Origin of the sequence: Leptospira selangorensis (assembly GCF_004769405.1) — a bacterium.
In the GTDB taxonomy this organism is placed as follows: Bacteria; Spirochaetota; Leptospiria; order Leptospirales; family Leptospiraceae; genus Leptospira_B; species Leptospira_B selangorensis.
The window spans coordinates 136,729-155,002 of sequence record NZ_RQES01000019.1 but is presented as its reverse complement, the minus strand read 5'-3'; the positions used below and the strand labels follow the sequence as shown (position 1 = coordinate 155,002).

The following is an 18,274-nucleotide window of genomic DNA, read 5'->3' as shown; positions in this document are numbered from 1 at the left end:
CGGATCTTGTTTTATGAGCCGACCCTCAAAGAGGGCCGGATGTCCTTCCACCTTTCAGATCATAAAGAGCTCGGATCAGAGCGTCTATATCTTCGCAAGTATTATAAAATGCTAAAGAAGGTCTGACAGTACTTTCCAATCCGAATCTTCTCAAAATGGGTTGAGCACAATGATGTCCTGATCTGACGGCAATTCCTTCCTGAGCTAAATATCTTCCTACGTCTTCTGTTTTAAAACCTTCCAACACGAAAGATAATACCCCCGCCTTATCAGGAGCAGTTCCGATCATTTTCAGGCCGGGAATTTTTTTAAGTTCCTTGGTCCCGTATTCCAAAAGAGAATGTTCGTATTCTGCAATACGAATCATCCCGAATTTGTTTAGATAATCGATAGCCGCACCTAAACCTACTGCATCCGCGATATTACCTGTTCCTGCCTCAAAACGGAAAGGAGCCGGTTGATAAACTGTTCTTTCGAAAGTAACATCTTGGATCATATTCCCCCCGCCTTGCCAAGGAGTCATTTGATCTAAAATTTCTTTCTTACCGAATAAAACCCCGATTCCAGTTGGAGCGAAAACCTTATGGCCTGAGAACACATAAAAATCGCAATCCAAAGCTTGCACATCCACAGGCATATGTGAGACTGCTTGGGCTCCATCCAATAATACCTTGGCTCCTTGTTTGTGAGCCAGTTCTATCATTGTTCCAGCAGGTGTAACAGTTCCTAATGCATTAGAAACTTGAGTGAACGCAACTATACGAGTCTTAGGAGTGAGTAATCTTTGGTATTCGCTTAGGATAATCTGCCCTGTCTCGTCCACCGGAATTACTTTTAATTTAGCTCCTTTCTCAGAACATAACATCTGCCAGGGAACAATATTCGCATGATGTTCCAACCAGGAGATGAGTATCTCGTCGTCTTTTCCTATATTCTGTCTTCCCCAGGTTTGAGCGACTAGATTGATCGCTTCCGTAGCACCTCTGACAAATACAATCTCCTCGGTAGAAGAAGAATTCAGAAAACCCTTTACCTTCTCCCTGGCAGCCTCGTACGCGTCAGTCGCTCTTGCAGCTAAAGTATGGGCTCCCCTATGAATATTGGAATTTTCATGTTTGTAAAAATAAGAAAGCCTATCGATTACTGCCTGAGGTTTATGAGTGGTAGCAGCATTATCCAACCAAACTAAATTTCTTCCATTCACCTTCTCTTCTAAGATAGGAAAATCTTTTCTGGCATAACTCAGATCAAAATTCCCGGAAGATATATCTACGGAAGGGACAAGACTAGGACTAAAACTGAAAGGATCGGAAATTTGAATATTCTGAGCCTTCGAATCGAAGGATCTAAACTCATCTAAAAAAGAGAATGGAGAGTTCTGCCCGGGTAAACCTTGACCTGCACCCGGGATATTTAATCCTCCCGGATACGTAGGAACTCCAACGCCTGATAATCCCAGATCAGGAACTCGAGTATATCCGGCTCCGGATGTGGAAGTCCAAAAATTTTCTACAGAAGCGGATTCTGCCTGAGAGATAGCTCCCTGGCTATTCGCTGGGATCTCATTCGGTATTTTGGAAGAAGAAAGAACCAACTCGTCCACGTTAGATCCACTTGAAAGAGGTCCAAAAAATTTCTTGGACCATTCTGCGATCAAGTTAGGATCTACAGGAGGAGAAACATCCTTCCTGGAAAATTCTCCGGGTAATTCCGGAGAAAAATCACTTGTACTCATAATAATTGCCTACATCCACGTTTTCTAAAACGGCGATAGCATCGTCGGTAAGAACAGCGGCGGAGCAATAAAGAGAGATCAGATAAGAACCGATTGCAGAACGATTGATCCCCATAAAACGAACGGAAAGACCAGGAGTTTGTTCTCCAGGCAAACCAGGTTGGTATAATCCGATCACACCTTGTTTCTTTTCACCCACTCTTAAAAGTAGAATATTGGTAGTTCCACCAGGAGCCTTAGGAGCAGTCTCTCCTCCTACTAAAAGTTTATCCGTAGGAATGATTGGAAGTCCTCTCCAAGTTAAGAACTGTGCTCCGAAAAGAGATACTGTAGCAGGCGGAACTCCTCTGCGGGTACATTCTCTACCGAAAGCTGCAACCGCTAATGGATGAGCCAAGAAGAAAGAAGGTTCTTTCCAAACTTTAGAAATGAGTTCGTCCAGATCATCCGGTGTAGGAGCCCCTTTTCTAGTTTGGATCCTTTGTTTTTTTGGAACATTCTTAAGAAGGCCATAATCTTCGTTATTGATGAGTTCGTTCTCTTGGCGTTCTTTTACACTTTCTATAGTAAGTCTAAGTTGTTCCTGGATCTGATCGTGAGGATTGCTGAATAGATCGGACACTCTTGTATGAACATCTAATACGGTAGATATCGCGCTTAATGTATATTCTCTAGGTTTTTCTTCGTAGTCTACGAAAGTTTCAGGAAGAGGTTGCTCGTCCTTCTGTCCACAAAGAACTTCTACCGATGTATTATCCTTTACTCGGTTCACTCTTAAGGTCCCGGATTCTAAAGGTTTCCAATCCAATAAACGAACTAACCAACGGGGAGTGATTAAATCATATTGTGCATTTGTTTTAGTTGTATTTGCAAGTTTACGAGCTGCGTTATCTCCCAAAGAATGTTGCGGAATGCTGTTTTCAGCCATATTTAAAACTCCTGATTAGCGGAACGTTCCGATCCCTTGTATTTATTTATCGTTTAGAAACGAATAAAAGGATCCAGATGTCGAAATAACCTTGTTTAATATAATTTAATCATTTATAAGTATATTAAACAAATCAAATATACTAAGATAGATCGAAACATTCGTTCCTGTTGGTATTCGAGAAGTTATGAAATTGGGAAATACTTTTTTATTCTTTTGGGAAATTAATAAAAATAGATGTAGTGTGATGAGTTCAACAAGAGCAAAGTACAATAAAACGAAAAGAAATTTCCAGACGATAAAATGAATCCATTTAGATGGATATTTCGGACAGTTTATTCTATAAAATGCGCCATATTTCCGCGAAAGAAATCGTGAAAATAAAAGTTTTCCAAATGTTTTTTAGTTCCCATCTAACGTTCTTCACTTATTACTCCTAACTACCCTATGGCGAAATATTTCAGGAGATTAGGCTGCCTTTTTCTACTTTTATCCTTCTCCATTTCCTGCTCTTCCCTTTTAAAAAAAGAAGATTACGCTCCTGCAAAAAAAGACTGGTCCAGCCAAAATCCTAAATCCGCCTTAGAAAGTTTCCCTTCCGGCGAAAAAGGGACCTTTATTACGGCTCTCGAAAAGGCAATCATAGGGTTTTATACCCCAAATAATGATATTTCCAAATTGCAAGAAATAGCGGAAGAGAATAAATCCAGGCTAAGATTCAGTGCAAGCAGAGAATTACGTTCCTTCTTCTATTCTGAAACTCCTGAAGGTTATTACGCATCAGAAGCAGAAGTTATTTTCCTTCATATACTTTTAGGTTTTTATTATGCTAAGAAGGAGCAGTATGAAGAAGCTTTAGTAGAAGCAAGATATGCGTCTAACTTATTAAATGGAGAATGGAGTGCGGAAGGACAATTTGATGATCCTAATTTAAGAATATTACTCGCTTCTCTCTGGACTGCATGTGGAGATTGGCAGGAAGCTAAAATAGACTTAAGAGCTGCTTTAAAACTTTCTCCTAAATCTGCTTGGCTCAGACAATATGCTTATTTGGAACAAGCTCCCAAAAATATCTTTTTGGTTTTGGGTGGTCCAGGACCGGAACCTTTTATGGATCCCGAAATAAATTTAAATTTTGTAAGAGGACTTAGAAAGTTAGGATTCGAGTTTAAGGGAGAAAGAAGTGAACTTTTATGGGTTGATCTGGAAGGAAATCAAGGCAAATTATATTTAACACCTTCTACACAAAATTGGTATCAAAGACATTTAGACAGAGATAATTCTATTCATGAGATAATCGATGATTCTAAATATTTTCAGTTGGTTACACTTAGCACTACTAAGCAGGCTTCTATTTTAGCAGCAAAAGTTACAGGGAGTATTCTGACGGGAGCTACTATCGTGGCCTTAGGAGCAGGAATCACATATTTAGGGGTGCAAGCAAATTCATCCGAGATCGGTGGGGCCGGGATCATCATTGCAATATATGGAATCGAATTGGCTGCAAAGATGATAGATAGTTCGATCGAAACTTCTAAAAAGGAATTTTCGGAAGACCTGGATATTTCTTCCAATTATAGATATGTTCGTTTTTTACCCGAGTATCTTTGGTTTGGGACTTCTAAAGATAATTTAAGATTTCCTAAAATAAAAGATAAACAATCGGGAAAAGAAATCTTACGAACCTCCACATTCGGAAAAATTCCCGTAACTATAGGTTTTTATCCGGATATAAAAAAGGAAGATTAAAGTCCGTAACCTTCCGTATCACTTATTTTCAGGAATTTTTTGTCCGTCTGCCAAACGATTTCATTCGATTCTACACTTGTCAGACGAAGAGTGATAAGGATGTATTGAATCTTCTTCCCTTTTTCGTAATTTACTAGATCATTCAATTCTCCACTCAAACGGTAACTTGGAGATTTTAATTTTCCAAAATCCAGTTTGGTGTCAGAAGTGGTGATTCCCGACTTATTCAAACTGATCTCGTCCAAAGATGCCTTTCTTTGGGAAGTATCCACAAATGGGATCTTATTAGAAGTTAAGTTAGTAACAATCTCATTTGCCAAAATTTTAGTATCAATATGTTCTGAAGTATTATTCTTGAATTTTTGAAGTTCTATATAACCTTTAACGGAGTCCTTCTTATAAAAATCGGAAAGTGAAATGCTCATATTCTGAACAGTTTCTCGGACTTCCCTCACCCCCCATTGTTTTGTTCCTTCGATCTGGCTTGGGTCTCGGTATTCCACACTTGCGCAATAATAAAAACTTAATATGATAAATATAGGAAGAAGATAGAATTTCATCTGAGTTAAACGGTATCTTTGCCCAAAAATACGAAAAGCAAAAAACAAAAATCTTGCCAATCTCTTTAAAATGGTGAGTCTAACACAAAACCCGAGAAAACCTATGAAACGTTCCATCATATCCAGAGAAGGGGTCGGACTCTCGGCCACAGTGATCCAAAGAAGAGAATTATATCTTTCCAGAGTAGTCTCCGACTTGCCCACACTTGTATTCGTAAAAAAAGGGATCAAAAGTCTAAAACAGAATGATCTGGAATTGGATATCAAATCGGGAGAGGCGGTAGCGATTGCTGGAGGCCAAGCATTCGACGTGATCAATCGACCGGATAATGGAGAATTTGAGGCAGCATGGATCGCATTCCATCCAAACGTGATCCGAAATTATAAACCCAATATCCAGGATTTGAAAGATATAGAGCCAGCATTCATTTTTTCTAATATAAGCTCCGGATTTTCGGACGCATTCCGACTCGCAAGAGAATCTATTATCACTGACAAATTGATCTCCGACCAAGTTGCGATCCATAGAGCAACAGAAATATTGATCTGGTTAGGAGAATACGGTAGAAAATTTAAGATACCTTCTACTGATAATATATCCCAAAAGGTCCGAGCCTTCTTAAGCGCAAATCCTGCAAAAGATTGGTCCGCCATAGAAATTGCGGAACGCCTGGAAATGAGCGAAGCCACTTTAAGAAGAAGACTATCTTCCGAACTTTCCTCATTTTCGGAAATACTGATCGATGTCAGAATGTCATTGGCCCTTTCCCTATTACAGGCAACGGATCGAAGTATCGGGGAGATCGCAAGGGAAGCAGGATATGATTCAGCTTCCAGATTTGCGGTCCGATTCCGGGACAGATTCGGATATTCTCCCACAATGTTAAGAAGAGAAACTAGTCGTGATCGGAACGGCACAATCCTTGATCGGGTCCGGACATAAGACCCAATTTTTCATAAATTAGGAATGATTACTTAAGCTTCCGGTGTTATTCTGCAACGCGTAGAACTCGGAGGTTTTATGAAGAGATTCCTATCGTTTCGAAACGGTATATTACTTTGTGCTTTATTCTTTGCCGGATCCGCGTTTGCCGGGGACCTAAAAGTCACTAGCTCCGCCCTCAAAGAAGGAGGAACAATCACAAACACTCATGTGTTTTCTGGATTTGGATGTTCGGGAGAAAATAACTCTCCAGACTTACAATGGTCAGGTGCTCCTAAAGAAACTAAGTTTTTCGCCGTAACCGCGTATGATCCGGATGCTCCAACCGGAAGCGGATGGTGGCATTGGACTGTGATCAATATTCCTGCTACTGTCACAAGCCTTCCTGCAAAAGCGGGAAATGATAAAGGACCTCTTCCTGCAGGCGCAGTCCAAGGTAGAACCGATTTTGGTAAACCGGGATATGGTGGACCTTGCCCTCCGAAAGGAGACAAACCTCATCGTTATATCTTTAAGGTATTTGCATTAAAGGATAAGATAGACTTAGATGGCGAAGCTTCCGGCGCGTTAGTCGGGTTTTACATCAATTCCTTAAAACTTGCAGAAGGAAAATTGACCGCGAAATACGGAAGATAAACTTTCTCTCCGAAGTCGGGTGAGCCCGACTTCGGATCTTATATTTTATTTGTAAGTATTAGAAAAACAAAAAGTGAACTAATAAAATTATTCCGCATTCAATAAAGTAAGCGCGATCTCTTTAGAACAATCGTATGCTTCTATATCTAGTACGAAATCGTCTCCGGAAGTGATATTGGTAAGGATCTCAGTCCCACTACTTCTCAATTCTCCGGTGATTACATGATCTAATTGCATGTATTCTACATTACCGATCCCGAATGTATAACCGTGCTCGGTAAGTATGATCATTTTATTCGACTTCTCATTGATGCCGGCAATCCTTCCTTTCATTATTCCTCCCTAATGAAACTAGATAGTAGTGATTACAAATATAGACGGATCTTATAAAAAATCCCTACACTATGTCTTACGATTTAAAAAAATTTCGCAAAAAATATTAAGTTAAGTGTTAAGTAACCGACCTATGCCTATGAGTCTCTTGAGTAATAGATCAACTTTTTATCCTAAGATAGAATATCATAACGCGATCCTAAAATAAAACGTTATGCGTGCTTAATATAGATACATTAGTCCGAATTCCTTTCGACTATATCTGCTTACTTTTCCTCCTTCTTCTTTATTCGTTGGTTGTATAAAAAAAGTTTGACTCATTCCTCTCTTCGAGCACTTTCTGTTATATTATAATATAGTTCAATATGTTAGATATATTACTAGATATATTAGCCGATCCTTCCGATAAGGGAAATTTGGTCTGGAACCAGGAAAAGCGAGTAGTGCATAATCCTCGCCTGGGCTTGGACTACCCTTTCCTGAATGGTTTCTTCCATCTGACCAAACATGACGCCGTCCAAAGTGACGATATCCGATCAGAAGCGCGCTATGAAGGTTTGGCAGAATGGTATGATTCCATTATGCAAGACCAAAACAATCGAGGGGACCTGGCAAATTCTGCGTATTCAATTTTGAGATCCTTGTTAGGTAAAGGAGAAGGGATCGTTTTGGATATAGGATGCGGCACCGGGCTTGCCGCGGATATTACCAAAGAGTTGGGATACTCTCCGATCGGGGTGGACCTTTCTCAAGACCAATTGAGGATCGCAGCAAAAAGACTTCCTGTGGTTTTAGGCGACTCCGCAGAGCTTCCTATCTCGGATCACTCCGTTCATCTCGCATACAGCACTTTTACTACTACCGATTGGGAAAATCTGGAGAGATCCGCGAAGGAAATTTTCAGAGTTTTGGCCCCCGGAGGAAGATACATCGATATTGGAGTTCATCCTTGCTTTTACGGAGCTTATGCAGAACCTCTTTCTCAAGGTGAAATTTTGCAAAAACCGGGATATAATAAGTCCCAGTTCATTGAACCGAATCTTTTGAAAGGAACAGTGAGAAGTAAGGTGGGCGCTTGGCATAGACCTGTTTCGGATGTGATCAATACTTTCTTAGCCGCAGGTTTTAAATTAGTAAAAGTGGTAGAAGGTGGACAAGGAGATCTTCCCCAACTTCTCGCATTAAGCCTACTGAAAGAATAGTTCGTATTAATTTTAAGTTTTTATTATATTAGGAGAATAAAATATGACAACCGCTTCTTTGACCCAAAAAACCTGGCCCTCTCCCGACGTGGTCTTCGACCTGGCGGAAGTCCGTAAAAACGCACCACTCACTCATGTGCTCACAAATATCGTGGTCACGAACTGGACTGCAAACGTCCTTCTGGCCGCAGGTGCCTCCCCTGCAATGGTGATTGCGGAAGAAGAAGTTTCCGATTTCGCTGCGATTGCCGGTGGAGTGCTGATCAACGTAGGTACAATCAATAGTTTTGATGCAAAGGCAATTAAGGCAGCCGCGATTGCTGCTCAAAAAGCAGGAACTCCTTGGGTATTAGATCCTGTAGCAGTTGGTGCTCTTAGATACAGGACTGAAATTGCAAAAGATCTTTTACAATATAAACCTACCGTGATCCGAGGAAACGCTTCTGAGATCTTAGCACTTGCAGGCGCCGTAGGAGGAGGCAAAGGTGTGGATTCTACTGCTGCTTCTTCCGATGCAGTTCCTCTTGCTAAAGAATTAGCGATTAGTACGGGAGCTATTGTTGCTATCAGCGGAGAAGTGGATTATATCACAGACGGAAAGGAGACAATCGCAGTTCCTGGAGGTCATATTCTGATGACCAAGGTCACAGGAGTTGGATGTTCGTTAGGAGCTTTGATCGCTTCCTTCTTAGGTGTTCAAAAAGACTCATTACGTGCCGCAGTTTCCGCATCCGCCGTATTTGCAATTGCAGGTTCCAGAGCCGCAGAAAGATCTTCCGGTACCGGAAGTTTTGCCGTGGCATTTTTAGACGAACTAAGCACAATTTCTGCATGAGTATCACTGTAGCAGTTCCTACTGGAAATATTGGCAAATTCCTTCTACCAAAACTTTTGGAAGAAGGAAAAGATATTACAGTCCTGACAAGAAGCCCGCAGAAATTAGATGTAACTGTCCGAGAAAGAGTGACAATCCGACAAGGCGCCTTGGAAGACGAAAATTTTATCTTAGAAGCTACCAAAGGAACAGAGGCCCTTTACTGGTTGAACCCAGGTAACAAAAAGGCGGAAGATGTTCACGGTTGGTATCGTCTTTACGGAAAGAGCGTGTCTAACGCAGTCCAAAAGAATCGGATAGAATATGTGGTAAATATCTCTACAATCATTCCGGAAGTAGTAGAAGCAGGCGTGGCGGACGGGATCGTCCATGTGGAAGAATACCTGAATAGGACGGATGCAAATGTTGTACATCTTCGTCCAGGTTTCTTTTTGGAAAATCTACTTCCTCAAATTTCGGAACTCAAATCCAGAGGAACGATCACCTTCCCTATTCCTCCGGATAGAGAAGTTGCATTCATTGCCACTTCGGATATCGCGGATGTGGCCGCGGATTATCTTTTAAATAGGAATTGGAAAGGAAAGAAGATCCATGTTTTGCACGGTGGAGAGGACTTAACCTTCGAAGCTGCAGCGAAAAGCCTCGGTGATGCGATCGGAACCACATTAAAATATAATTATATAAGTTTGGAAAATTTTTACAAAGACCTGGTTGCAAAAGGTGTGACAAAGGCTGCCGCAGAAGGTTATACTGATATCTACCGTTCCATGCATCTCCCCAGAGAAGTAGAAGGGATACGTAGTTCTGAGACAACTACTCCCACCACTGTGGGGCTTTGGGGGAAAAGGATATTAAAACCTAAATTGGATTCTTTATGATCGTTAGTTCCGACTGGCTTTATAGGCGCTTAGGTGACCCGAATATCAGGATCGTGGATATACGTGGAAGAGTAGAACATACCGAACCCAGATACCATTCCGAACCCGAACTTTATGCAAAAAGCCATATCCCAGGATCGGTTTTTATAGATTGGACCAAGGATATAGTGGATTTGAACGATCCTGTTCCGGTCAATATCGCCCCTCCTGAAAAATTTTCCGAATTGATGGCCATATTAGGAATTTCTAATGATACTACAGTAGTTGCATACGACGATCATAATCGGATGTTTTCGGGTCGTTTAGCCTGGGCCCTCAGGTATTACGGAAATAACAAAGGACTGGTTTTAGACGGTGGTTTTACAGGCTGGGTTAAAGAAGGGAAACCTATCGATTCTATTTTTCCTAAATATGAAAAAAAGAATTTTATAGCGATTCCTCATCCTGAATTAAAACGAAATGCGGATGAAGTACAATTCAGGTCATCTAATACTCTTTTGCTAGACGGCAGACGTCCAGAAGTTTATGCAAAAGGTTTTATACCTGGTGCGATCAACGTTCCTCATACAAGTTTAACGGATCCGGAAACAGGCAAATTTCTTTCTAAAGACGAACTAAAAGTTTCGTTTAAAAACGCTGGGGTGGACATAGATTCTCTTCCTGAAAAGATCATCTGCTACTGTAATGGAGGAGTTTCTGCAACTGTTGTAGTCACAGCTTTAGGAATTTTAGGAATAGAAAATATTCCAGTCTATGATGGTTCTTGGAACGAATGGGGGAAGGACGAAAAACGACCCAAGGTCCAACCCCCCAATTTCGGATCGTAAAAAAATTAAGGTAATAATCCTATATCACTCGCCTTTCTTACCAATTCAGCCCTATTATGCACATTCAGTTTTTTGTATATATTCTTCACATGATGCTGGACTGTATATTTACTGACTTTTAGGAATTCTGCCACTCTTCCGATGGTTTTTCCTTTTACCATTTCATCCAGGATCTGTTTTTCCTTAGGAGTCAGTTTAAATTCCCCCGAATAATCCTTTTGTTTAAAACTGTTCAATACGCGAAAAGCGATTGTAGGAGTGATGATTGCTCCTCCCTTTAGGACCGTGTCCACTACGTCTGCGATATCCTTCAATTCCGATTTCAGGATATAACCGATCGCACCGTTCTTTAAGGATTCATAAATTAGTTCGTCCGAATTCATATTAGAGAGCATAATTTTGGAGATCTCCGGATCTCTTGCGGAAATTTTCCCTGCAAGCTCTACCCCATTCATCTCAGCCAACATGATATCCAAAAAGATAATATCTAAGGATCTTCCCTTTTCATCTTCCCAAAAGGATTCCGCAGATTCCCAATGGAAAACTCCACCTATCTCAGGAATAGATTCTAAGGTTTTTAGGATCTGATCCTTAAAACTTTCGTCGTTTTCTACGATTCCTACTTTGATATCTGAATTTTTCATGATCGTATTCACACCTTTCTTATTTTACGGAAAAATTTCCGATCGGGATATTTATTTTTATTTTATATATGTTTTCGACTAAGGACATTTCCACTTTTCCCCCCAGGCCGGATATCCTATAGATCAGATTTTCCGTACCTCTTCCTGTTTTATGTTTTTTTAGATGATAAGAAGATTCCCCATTCATTTCCGTGATCAGATCTCCGTTTTCCAAATAGAAATTCCATTTGGCGACTCCCTGTCCGTATTTTAGATCATTATTCGTGATCTCATTCACAATACTATAAAGTTCGATGGTAGAAGTTTCATTTCTTCCTTCTTCAAAAAACTGAAGTATCTCGTCCTGGCATTCGAACTCTAAATCCCTTTCCACATCGGAATATCTTCTGAGTAGGACTAAGTTGATACCGGTGATAAAATTCTCAGATAATAAACCTAAGTCTTCTATCTTCAACATTTGTTCTCTAAGTATATGGATAGATTGGTTCACTGCCTCATTGATCTTTCTGAAGATTGGTTTGTCTTCTTGGTTTTGAGAAAGTAATTCTTCCGACAAAAATTTTAGATCAGTGAGCTTTCCGCCCAGGTGATCATGTAAGTCAATATTGATCCTTTGCCTTACATTATTTACAGCCTCCCTTTTCTCATTCTCCTGATTTAAACGACTTTTATGACCATCCGCTAAAGCGAGCAAATTATTGATCCTTAAGATCAATTCTTCAAAATCGAAAGGTTTGAGTAGATAATCATTTGCACCATTATTCAACGCGGCCATCAGGTCCTTGTCCTGATTTTTTGCAGTCAACATTAAGATAGGAAGTTCCAGCGTACTAAGTGTTTTACGGATCTCCCTGGCAGTGTCTAAACCGGACATTTTAGGCATCATCACATCTAAAATAACAACATCGAAAGCCTTATCTTTTTGTAATATTTCCAAAGCTTCCATTCCACTTTTAGCAGTGACAGAAGAAATATTCCGTAAAGAAAGATAGTTTTGTATCACCTGTAAGTTCACAGGCTCATCATCTACCACTAGAATTCGTGCATTTTTTTCCGAATCCGAAGGTTTATTGTGAAGATCCACAGTCGAACTTGGATGATTCCCTTCTTTATAATTTTTTAACTCTTTTCCGTCCGATCTTGGGATTTTTCCGGAAACCAATGGGATCGTAAAATAAAAACGAGAACCTAAACCTGTGTCGGATTCTACTCCAATTTCTCCACCGTGCAATACAACCAATGCTCGGCTGATAGAAAGTCCAAGTCCTGCACCTGAACTATTTTTGGAATCCCCCCTTTCTACCTGTTCAAAAAATTCGAATATCTTTTGGTGTTCCGAAGGATCTATCCCTATCCCTGTATCTTTTACGCTGATCTCTGCGATTCCAAGCGCTTTGATCCGAGCACTGACTACGATCTCTCCCTTTTCCGTAAATTTAATCGCATTACTCACTAAGTTTTGTAAGATCTGCTGTAACCTATTCTCATCAGCAAGTAAATCCGGAAACTCAGGTAAGATCGCATTAACCAATCTTATCTTAGTTTGGTCCGTAGAGATCCTATTTAATTCCAGAGTGAAATTCACAGCTTGGTATAAATCCACCGATCTTAAATTTAGATTTAAATCTTTATGTTTTAATTTAGAAAAATCTATAATATCATTTACTAAACTAGAAAGTCTTTGCCCGCTTGTGACGATCATCCCTAATTGTCTTTCCACAGACTGGGATAAGGGACCGCCTACCCCTCTTTTCAAAGAATCCGCAATACCGATGATCCCTTGTAAAGGAGTTCTCAACTCATGAGAAGTATTCGCTAAGAATTCATCTTTCAGTTTATCCAAAGAGATCAATCTCTCATTGGAATCCTTTAGATCATAAGCTAATTTTTCCGAAAGTTTATAGGCACTCGTAAACCTCTGAGATACCATAAATGCTTGGGCAACAAAAAAGGAAGCCACTCCATAAGAGGAAAAGTATGCGGTATTTATGACCATATTCGCATACAATATATCATTGGTCACTACTGCAAAAAATAGAAGAAAGAAGAATAATCCTACGTCCGCTCCTAACTTCTTATTTCGCATCGCTTTCCAGAAAACATATACTAAATAAAAGCAAGCTATAGTTACTAAAATCCCAAAAACGGAAATGGTCTTGGAGTATATGACTAAAGGAGTGAATAATACTATAAAAGAAAGACCGATAACGATACTAATTAGAAACCGAATAATTTTTTTATTTATCTCATCCGGATATAAGGTTCGGATAAATAACGGAAAGAATATGGCGATTAAAAAGCTAGCTAGTAATTCAATTCTATATCCCCATTCGAAATCAAAATTCGGAAAAATGGAATATAATATCCTTTCCCCAGTGATCAAAATTCGAATGGTGGAACAGATTGTTAGAATTCCATAATATAGTGTGGAAGTTTCCCTTCTTAAGAATGCGAATAAGCTTAGGTGATATAGACCTAAAACAAAAAGTCCTCCGCCTACGAATAGATCCAATCGAACATTACTTTGGCGTATAGTAACCAGATCTTTTCTTTTTCCTATGAAGATCTTTGCCCAAGGTCCTCCTTTAAAATGGGAAAAATTGGAGATCTCTATCGCAATTTCGTTCTCAACCCCAAGGTCGAAAATTTCACTAACTCCGGGTCTGTATAAAGGTTTGCTTGTCTCGGGAGTTTTCCCAACTACTCCGCTGGAGATTACCTTCTTTCCATTTACATAAAGTGTATAAGATGTGGAGGCCTCCAACATCTTGATCGCCATATCGGTTTCCGGTTTTTCTAAACGAACGAGTATCTTATAAGTTGCATATCCGAAACCGGGATACTTTTGGTCTTTGTATTCATTCCAAACATTCGGAACATCTCCGAATTTGATCAGCTCTTTCGATTTCTGAGAAGGATCCAGATCTGCCTTTAAAGGATTTTTGATCTCCGAAAATAATTGGGACCAATAAAACGCCCAATCACCTTCTATACTCAAGGGTTCTTCCTTTCCGAAATCCCAATCTTTGCTTAGGTCTAATATTCCATTTTCTACTCTCGGTTTTTTCTTAGAAGAAGTTTCTGACTCGCAACCCAAACTAAAAACGAGCAATGAGATCAGTAAAACTCCTTGGATTTTTTGAGAGAAAATGGAAACCATCTACACTGATTCTTCAGACCATTCCGGATTTATAAACCTTTTTAATATTCCAAAAGACTATTCGGGGAATAAATAGAAGGAACAAAATTCTCCCTTATTCTAGGGATTTTTTGGATCCAGCGGACCTTCTTCTTATATTCTTTTTAAAGGCAAAAACTAAGAAATATCAATACGTTCTCCCGAATTTTGTCCCTTGACTTTTACTTGGTAAAAATCGGAAAATTATTTCGATATGGATTTACATTTTGTTTCCCCGAAAGAAGCAGTTTCAGAGATCAAAAACGATCAAAGGGTTTTCATCCACAGCGTATACGCTGCTCCAAAACTTTTAATAGAAGCATTAAGCGCCAGAGCTTCCGAATTACAAAATATCGAGATCGTCCATATTCATACGGAAGGAGAAGTTCCATATGCACAAAATGGAATGGAGTCTTCTTTCCATACAAACGCGCTGTTTGTAGGTGCAAACATGAGAGAAGCAGTGAAAGAAGGTAGAGCGGATTATCTTCCCATTTTCCTAAGCGAATGCCCTTCTCTATTCAGAAAAAAGATACTTCCCTTGGATGTGACTCTAATCACAGTTTCTCCTCCTGACAAACATGGATTTTGCTCCTTAGGAGTTTCCGTAGATACAAGCAAGGCTGCAGTGGATTCCGCGAACGTCGTGATCGCTCAGGTGAATCATTTTATGCCTAGGACCCATGGGGATGGGATCATTCATATAAACAAAATCCATAAATTAGTAGAAGGTAATATTCCGCTATTAGAAGCGAAACATACCGAACCGGACCAGGTGGAAGCTAAGATTGGAGAATATATTGCGGGTCTAGTAGAAGACGGAGCCACTCTGCAAATGGGAATCGGCGCTATTCCGGATGCAGTTCTATCCTGTTTAAAAAATCATAAAGATCTTGGAATTCATACGGAAATGTTTTCTGACGGAGTTATTCCTTTGGTAGAAAAAGGAATTATCACGGGTAAAAACAAAAAGATCCATCCGGGAAAGATCGTGACCGGATTCGTGATGGGGACTAGAAAACTTTATGATTTCGTGGATGATAATCCGGAAGTTGTATTTTTAGATATTGGTTATATCAACGATACCGCAAATATTCGCAAAAACCCGAAGGTAACTGCAATCAATTCGGCGATCGAAGTAGATCTTACCGGCCAAGTATGTGCTGATTCTATCGGAACCAGACAATATTCCGGCGTGGGAGGACAAATGGATTTTATCCGAGGAGCTTCTCTTTCAGAAGGAGGAAAACCGATCATTGCACTTCCTTCCGTTACTTCTCACGGAAAATCCAGAATTGTTCCAATACTACAACCCGGCGCAAGTGTAACTACCACCAGAGCCCATGTTCACTACGTAATCACTGAATACGGTATTGCAGATCTTTATGGCAAAAATCTGAAACAAAGAGCGAAACTTCTTACACAAATTGCCCACCCGAATCACAGAGAATCGTTAGAAAGAGAAGCATTCGAAAGATTTAAAGGATTTTAATTCTCAAAATCGAATATCACTGCGCACTCATAGTATATTATAATTTAGTTAAGCACTAATTTATTTACAATAGCTCTCACCTCTCCATTCCCCAATTGACAATTATCAAGACCGTTTTGAGGGAAGAAGAAGTCGGATTCCTTGCGTTTCGACATTCCAATCTAAATGTGGAATTATCCTTCACGGAAAATACCGGAGAGATCAAGAATGAGTTCTTCAGAACAAAAATATAACGATACGATCGTCAAAGGATTTTTGATATCGGGATTGGTTTGGGGTGTGGCTTCCATGCTTGTAGGAGTATGGATCGCTTTCCAAATGGTATATCCTGAATTGAATTTCGGACCCTACTTCACTTTCGGCAGGCTAAGACCCTTACATACGAATGCGGCAATTTTCGGTTTCGCATTAAGTATCATATTCGCAACAGCTTATCACACGGTACAAAGACTTTGTAGAGTAAGGATTTGGAGCGACAAGCTTTCTAACTTACACTTATTTCTATACAACCTTACAATAATAGCTGCAGCTATCACTCTACCTTTAGGTTTAAACCAATCCAAAGAATACGCCGAATTGGAATGGCCTTTGGACCTTATGGTCGTGATCTGGTTTGTGATATTCCTAATCAATTATTTCGCAACGATCTTTACTCGTGAAGAAAAACAATTATACGCTGCGATCTGGTTTTATATCGCGTCTTGGGTCACCATCCCGATCCTATTTATAGTAAATAACCTTTCCATTCCTGTAAGTTGGATCAAATCATATTCGGTCTATTCCGGTGTATATGATGCCAATATCCAATGGTGGTACGGACACAACGCAGTCGCTTTCGTTCTCACTACTCCTTTTTTGGGATTGATGTACTACTACCTTCCTAAACATATCAAACAACCTATCTACAGTCATAGGCTCTCCATCATTCACTTTTGGAGTTTAATCTTTCTGTATATTTGGGCAGGTCCTCACCACCTACTTTACTCTCCTCTTCCTGATTGGTTACAAACAACAGGTATGGTATTCAGTATAATGTTATGGATGCCTTCTTGGGGTGGAATGTTGAATGGATTTTTAACTCTCACACAGGCAAAGGAAAAAATCAAAACGGATGCTACGTTGAAGATGTTACTCGTTGGACTTACGTTCTACGGTATGTCCACATTCGAAGGTCCACTTCTTTCCATTAGAGCCGTTAGTGGTTTAGGTCATAACACCGACTGGATCATAGGACACGTTCACGGTGGAACCTTAGGTTGGGTTGGAATGATGTCGTTCGCAGTCATCTATTACCTAGTACCAAGATTATGGAATACGAACCTATTCTCTGAGAGACTTGCCAACACTCACTTCTGGGTAGCGACACTCGGGATCTTATTGTATATCGTATCCATGTGGGTATCAGGTATCAGCGAAGGTTCTATGTGGAGAGCGATAGACGAAACAGGTGCCTTAAAATTCCCGAACTGGGTGCAGATCACTGAAACTCTGAAACCTTATAGATTATTCCGAGGTATCGGAGGTGGTTTATACCTGATCGGACTACTCATCATGATCTATAATGTTGTCCGCACTATCCTGAACTCCGGCTCCGGATTCAAGGAAATCGATCTAAGGATCGGATCAAAAGAGGAGAAAGTTGTATGAATTGGTTCGACAAATTATTGGATTGGTTCTCCGGTTTTACCGATCAGTGGGAAAAACACGGAGTTAAATTCACCTTATATACCACGATCGCTATCTTAGCCGGAGGATTATTCGAACTGGTTCCTCCATTCTTCCTCTCAAAAACGGCTGAACCTATTCAGAATGTAAAGCCGTATAACGCATTGGAATTAGCAGGGAGAGACGTTTACCAGAAAGAAGGATGTAATAACTGTCATACTCAGATGATACGTCCTTTCAAATGGGAAGTGGATCGTTTCGACCCGCAACATTCTTACGGAAAAGACGGATATTCCAAAGCGGGAGAATATGTTTACGATCACCCTTTCTTATGGGGATCCAAAAGAACAGGACCGGATCTAGCGCATGAATCCCAGATCCAACCCTCTGCGGAATGGCATAAGACACATTTGATCAATCCAAGAGATACTGCGAAAGGGTCAATTATGCCTGCTTATCCTTGGTTATTCGAAGAATCTTCTATCATAGATGCTTCTAAGATCGCGGACCATATGAGAGGACTCCAAAAGATAGGAGTTCCTTATACCGAGGAAGATATCTCTTCTGCTTCTAGCCTATTGGCGGGTAAAACAGCCGGAGATGCATTAATCGCTTATCTTCTGAAATTGGGAAGAGATACCGCCGAATTGTCCAAAAGTTTACAGTGAG

General features: G+C 40.1%; 16 protein-coding genes. 10 read left to right on the top strand and 6 right to left on the bottom strand.

Features of this window, described 5'->3' with window-relative positions:
- Positions 1 to 25 precede the first annotated feature (25 nt).
- On the bottom strand, positions 26 to 1,735 hold the full coding sequence (locus EHO58_RS15850; protein ID WP_135680583.1) for a family 2A encapsulin nanocompartment cargo protein cysteine desulfurase: 1,710 nt from the start codon (positions 1,733 to 1,735) through the stop codon (positions 26 to 28).
- Positions 1,722 to 2,663, bottom strand: coding sequence for a family 2A encapsulin nanocompartment shell protein (locus EHO58_RS15845; RefSeq protein ID WP_100709910.1), 942 nt, complete (start codon positions 2,661 to 2,663; stop codon positions 1,722 to 1,724). The genes EHO58_RS15850 and EHO58_RS15845 overlap by 14 nt, the downstream gene beginning before the upstream one ends.
- A gap of 447 nt (positions 2,664 to 3,110) precedes the next feature.
- On the opposite strand from EHO58_RS15845, the gene EHO58_RS15840 reads away from it, so the two are divergent.
- Entirely contained in the window at positions 3,111 to 4,412 is a 1,302-nt protein-coding gene (locus EHO58_RS15840) for a COG3014 family protein (RefSeq protein WP_135680582.1), read from the top strand.
- Here the strand turns inward: EHO58_RS15840 and EHO58_RS15835 are convergent.
- Positions 4,409 to 4,972, bottom strand: a complete 564-nt coding sequence (locus tag EHO58_RS15835; RefSeq protein ID WP_135680581.1) for a penicillin-binding protein activator LpoB — start codon at positions 4,970 to 4,972, stop codon at positions 4,409 to 4,411. The two genes, EHO58_RS15840 and EHO58_RS15835, sit on opposite strands and share 4 nt — an antisense overlap.
- Positions 4,973 to 5,075: 103 nt before the next feature.
- Between EHO58_RS15835 and EHO58_RS15830 the strand changes: the two genes are divergently transcribed.
- Both EHO58_RS15830 and EHO58_RS15825 read left to right on the top strand, forming a co-directional pair.
- Positions 5,076 to 5,915 (top strand): helix-turn-helix domain-containing protein, encoded by an 840-nt coding sequence (locus EHO58_RS15830; protein ID WP_135680580.1) that lies wholly within the window; start codon positions 5,076 to 5,078, stop codon positions 5,913 to 5,915.
- A 78-nt stretch (positions 5,916 to 5,993) separates the two neighbouring features.
- Positions 5,994 to 6,551, top strand: a complete 558-nt coding sequence (locus EHO58_RS15825) for a YbhB/YbcL family Raf kinase inhibitor-like protein (protein WP_135627131.1) — start codon at positions 5,994 to 5,996, stop codon at positions 6,549 to 6,551.
- Between the two features lie 87 nt (positions 6,552 to 6,638).
- On the opposite strand, the gene EHO58_RS15820 is transcribed toward EHO58_RS15825, so the two are convergent.
- Positions 6,639 to 6,884, bottom strand: coding sequence for a hypothetical protein (locus EHO58_RS15820; protein WP_100706153.1), 246 nt, complete (start codon positions 6,882 to 6,884; stop codon positions 6,639 to 6,641).
- Positions 6,885 to 7,249: 365 nt separating this feature from the next.
- Between EHO58_RS15820 and EHO58_RS15815 the strand changes: the two genes are divergently transcribed.
- From EHO58_RS15815 to EHO58_RS15800, 4 genes are read left to right on the top strand one after another with little or no spacing between them, the layout of a single operon-like run.
- Positions 7,250 to 8,086 (top strand): class I SAM-dependent methyltransferase, encoded by an 837-nt coding sequence (locus tag EHO58_RS15815; protein ID WP_135680579.1) that lies wholly within the window; start codon positions 7,250 to 7,252, stop codon positions 8,084 to 8,086.
- A 43-nt stretch (positions 8,087 to 8,129) separates the two neighbouring features.
- A complete protein-coding gene (gene thiM / locus EHO58_RS15810; protein WP_135680578.1) occupies positions 8,130 to 8,921 on the top strand; it encodes a hydroxyethylthiazole kinase in 792 nt (263 codons plus the stop codon).
- On the top strand, positions 8,918 to 9,799 hold the full coding sequence (locus EHO58_RS15805) for an NmrA family NAD(P)-binding protein (RefSeq protein ID WP_135680577.1): 882 nt from the start codon (positions 8,918 to 8,920) through the stop codon (positions 9,797 to 9,799). Before thiM ends, EHO58_RS15805 begins: the two co-directional genes overlap by 4 nt.
- Positions 9,796 to 10,626 carry a sulfurtransferase gene (locus tag EHO58_RS15800; protein WP_135680576.1) on the top strand — a complete coding sequence of 277 codons (831 nt, stop codon included), beginning with the start codon at positions 9,796 to 9,798 and terminating at the stop codon, positions 10,624 to 10,626. The genes EHO58_RS15805 and EHO58_RS15800 overlap by 4 nt, the downstream gene beginning before the upstream one ends.
- 5 nt (positions 10,627 to 10,631) lie before the next feature.
- Here EHO58_RS15800 and EHO58_RS15795 read toward each other — a convergent pair whose 3' ends face one another.
- Both EHO58_RS15795 and EHO58_RS15790 read right to left on the bottom strand, forming a co-directional pair.
- The gene (locus tag EHO58_RS15795) at positions 10,632 to 11,270 is read right to left on the bottom strand and encodes a LuxR C-terminal-related transcriptional regulator (protein WP_086449354.1); all 639 of its coding nucleotides are present in this window, start codon (positions 11,268 to 11,270) and stop codon (positions 10,632 to 10,634) included.
- Positions 11,271 to 11,289: 19 nt separating this feature from the next.
- Positions 11,290 to 14,430 carry a response regulator gene (locus tag EHO58_RS15790; RefSeq protein WP_135680575.1) on the bottom strand — a complete coding sequence of 1,047 codons (3,141 nt, stop codon included), beginning with the start codon at positions 14,428 to 14,430 and terminating at the stop codon, positions 11,290 to 11,292.
- Between the two features lie 232 nt (positions 14,431 to 14,662).
- Here EHO58_RS15790 and EHO58_RS15785 point away from each other — a divergent pair, with 232 nt between their 5' ends.
- The 3 genes from EHO58_RS15785 to ccoO all read left to right on the top strand — a co-directional run bounded on the left by EHO58_RS15785 (position 14,663) and on the right by ccoO (position 18,273).
- Entirely contained in the window at positions 14,663 to 15,940 is a 1,278-nt protein-coding gene (locus EHO58_RS15785) for an acetyl-CoA hydrolase/transferase family protein (protein WP_135680574.1), read from the top strand.
- Between the two features lie 207 nt (positions 15,941 to 16,147).
- Positions 16,148 to 17,587: a cytochrome-c oxidase, cbb3-type subunit I gene (gene ccoN, locus EHO58_RS15780; protein WP_135680573.1), complete on the top strand. Its 1,440-nt coding sequence runs from the start codon at positions 16,148 to 16,150 to the stop codon at positions 17,585 to 17,587.
- Positions 17,584 to 18,273, top strand: coding sequence for a cytochrome-c oxidase, cbb3-type subunit II (gene ccoO / locus EHO58_RS15775; protein ID WP_135680572.1), 690 nt, complete (start codon positions 17,584 to 17,586; stop codon positions 18,271 to 18,273). Before ccoN ends, ccoO begins: the two co-directional genes overlap by 4 nt.
- The last annotated feature ends 1 nt before the right edge of the window (position 18,274 follow it).

Bases quoted from the DNA above. Each gene is read 5' to 3' on its own strand.
- EHO58_RS15850 (WP_135680583.1), bottom strand. From the start codon at position 1,735: ATGAGTACAAGTGATTTTTCTCCGGAATTACCCGGAGAATTTTCCAGG.
- EHO58_RS15845 (WP_100709910.1), bottom strand. From the start codon at position 2,663: ATGGCTGAAAACAGCATTCCGCAACATTCTTTGGGAGATAACGCAGCT.
- EHO58_RS15840 (WP_135680582.1), top strand. From the start codon at position 3,111: ATGGCGAAATATTTCAGGAGATTAGGCTGCCTTTTTCTACTTTTATCC.
- EHO58_RS15835 (WP_135680581.1), bottom strand. From the start codon at position 4,972: ATGAAATTCTATCTTCTTCCTATATTTATCATATTAAGTTTTTATTAT.
- EHO58_RS15830 (WP_135680580.1), top strand. From the start codon at position 5,076: ATGAAACGTTCCATCATATCCAGAGAAGGGGTCGGACTCTCGGCCACA.
- EHO58_RS15825 (WP_135627131.1), top strand. From the start codon at position 5,994: ATGAAGAGATTCCTATCGTTTCGAAACGGTATATTACTTTGTGCTTTA.
- EHO58_RS15820 (WP_100706153.1), bottom strand. From the start codon at position 6,884: ATGAAAGGAAGGATTGCCGGCATCAATGAGAAGTCGAATAAAATGATC.
- EHO58_RS15815 (WP_135680579.1), top strand. From the start codon at position 7,250: ATGTTAGATATATTACTAGATATATTAGCCGATCCTTCCGATAAGGGA.
- thiM (WP_135680578.1), top strand. From the start codon at position 8,130: ATGACAACCGCTTCTTTGACCCAAAAAACCTGGCCCTCTCCCGACGTG.
- EHO58_RS15805 (WP_135680577.1), top strand. From the start codon at position 8,918: ATGAGTATCACTGTAGCAGTTCCTACTGGAAATATTGGCAAATTCCTT.
- EHO58_RS15800 (WP_135680576.1), top strand. From the start codon at position 9,796: ATGATCGTTAGTTCCGACTGGCTTTATAGGCGCTTAGGTGACCCGAAT.
- EHO58_RS15795 (WP_086449354.1), bottom strand. From the start codon at position 11,270: ATGAAAAATTCAGATATCAAAGTAGGAATCGTAGAAAACGACGAAAGT.
- EHO58_RS15790 (WP_135680575.1), bottom strand. From the start codon at position 14,430: ATGGTTTCCATTTTCTCTCAAAAAATCCAAGGAGTTTTACTGATCTCA.
- EHO58_RS15785 (WP_135680574.1), top strand. From the start codon at position 14,663: ATGGATTTACATTTTGTTTCCCCGAAAGAAGCAGTTTCAGAGATCAAA.
- ccoN (WP_135680573.1), top strand. From the start codon at position 16,148: ATGAGTTCTTCAGAACAAAAATATAACGATACGATCGTCAAAGGATTT.
- ccoO (WP_135680572.1), top strand. From the start codon at position 17,584: ATGAATTGGTTCGACAAATTATTGGATTGGTTCTCCGGTTTTACCGAT.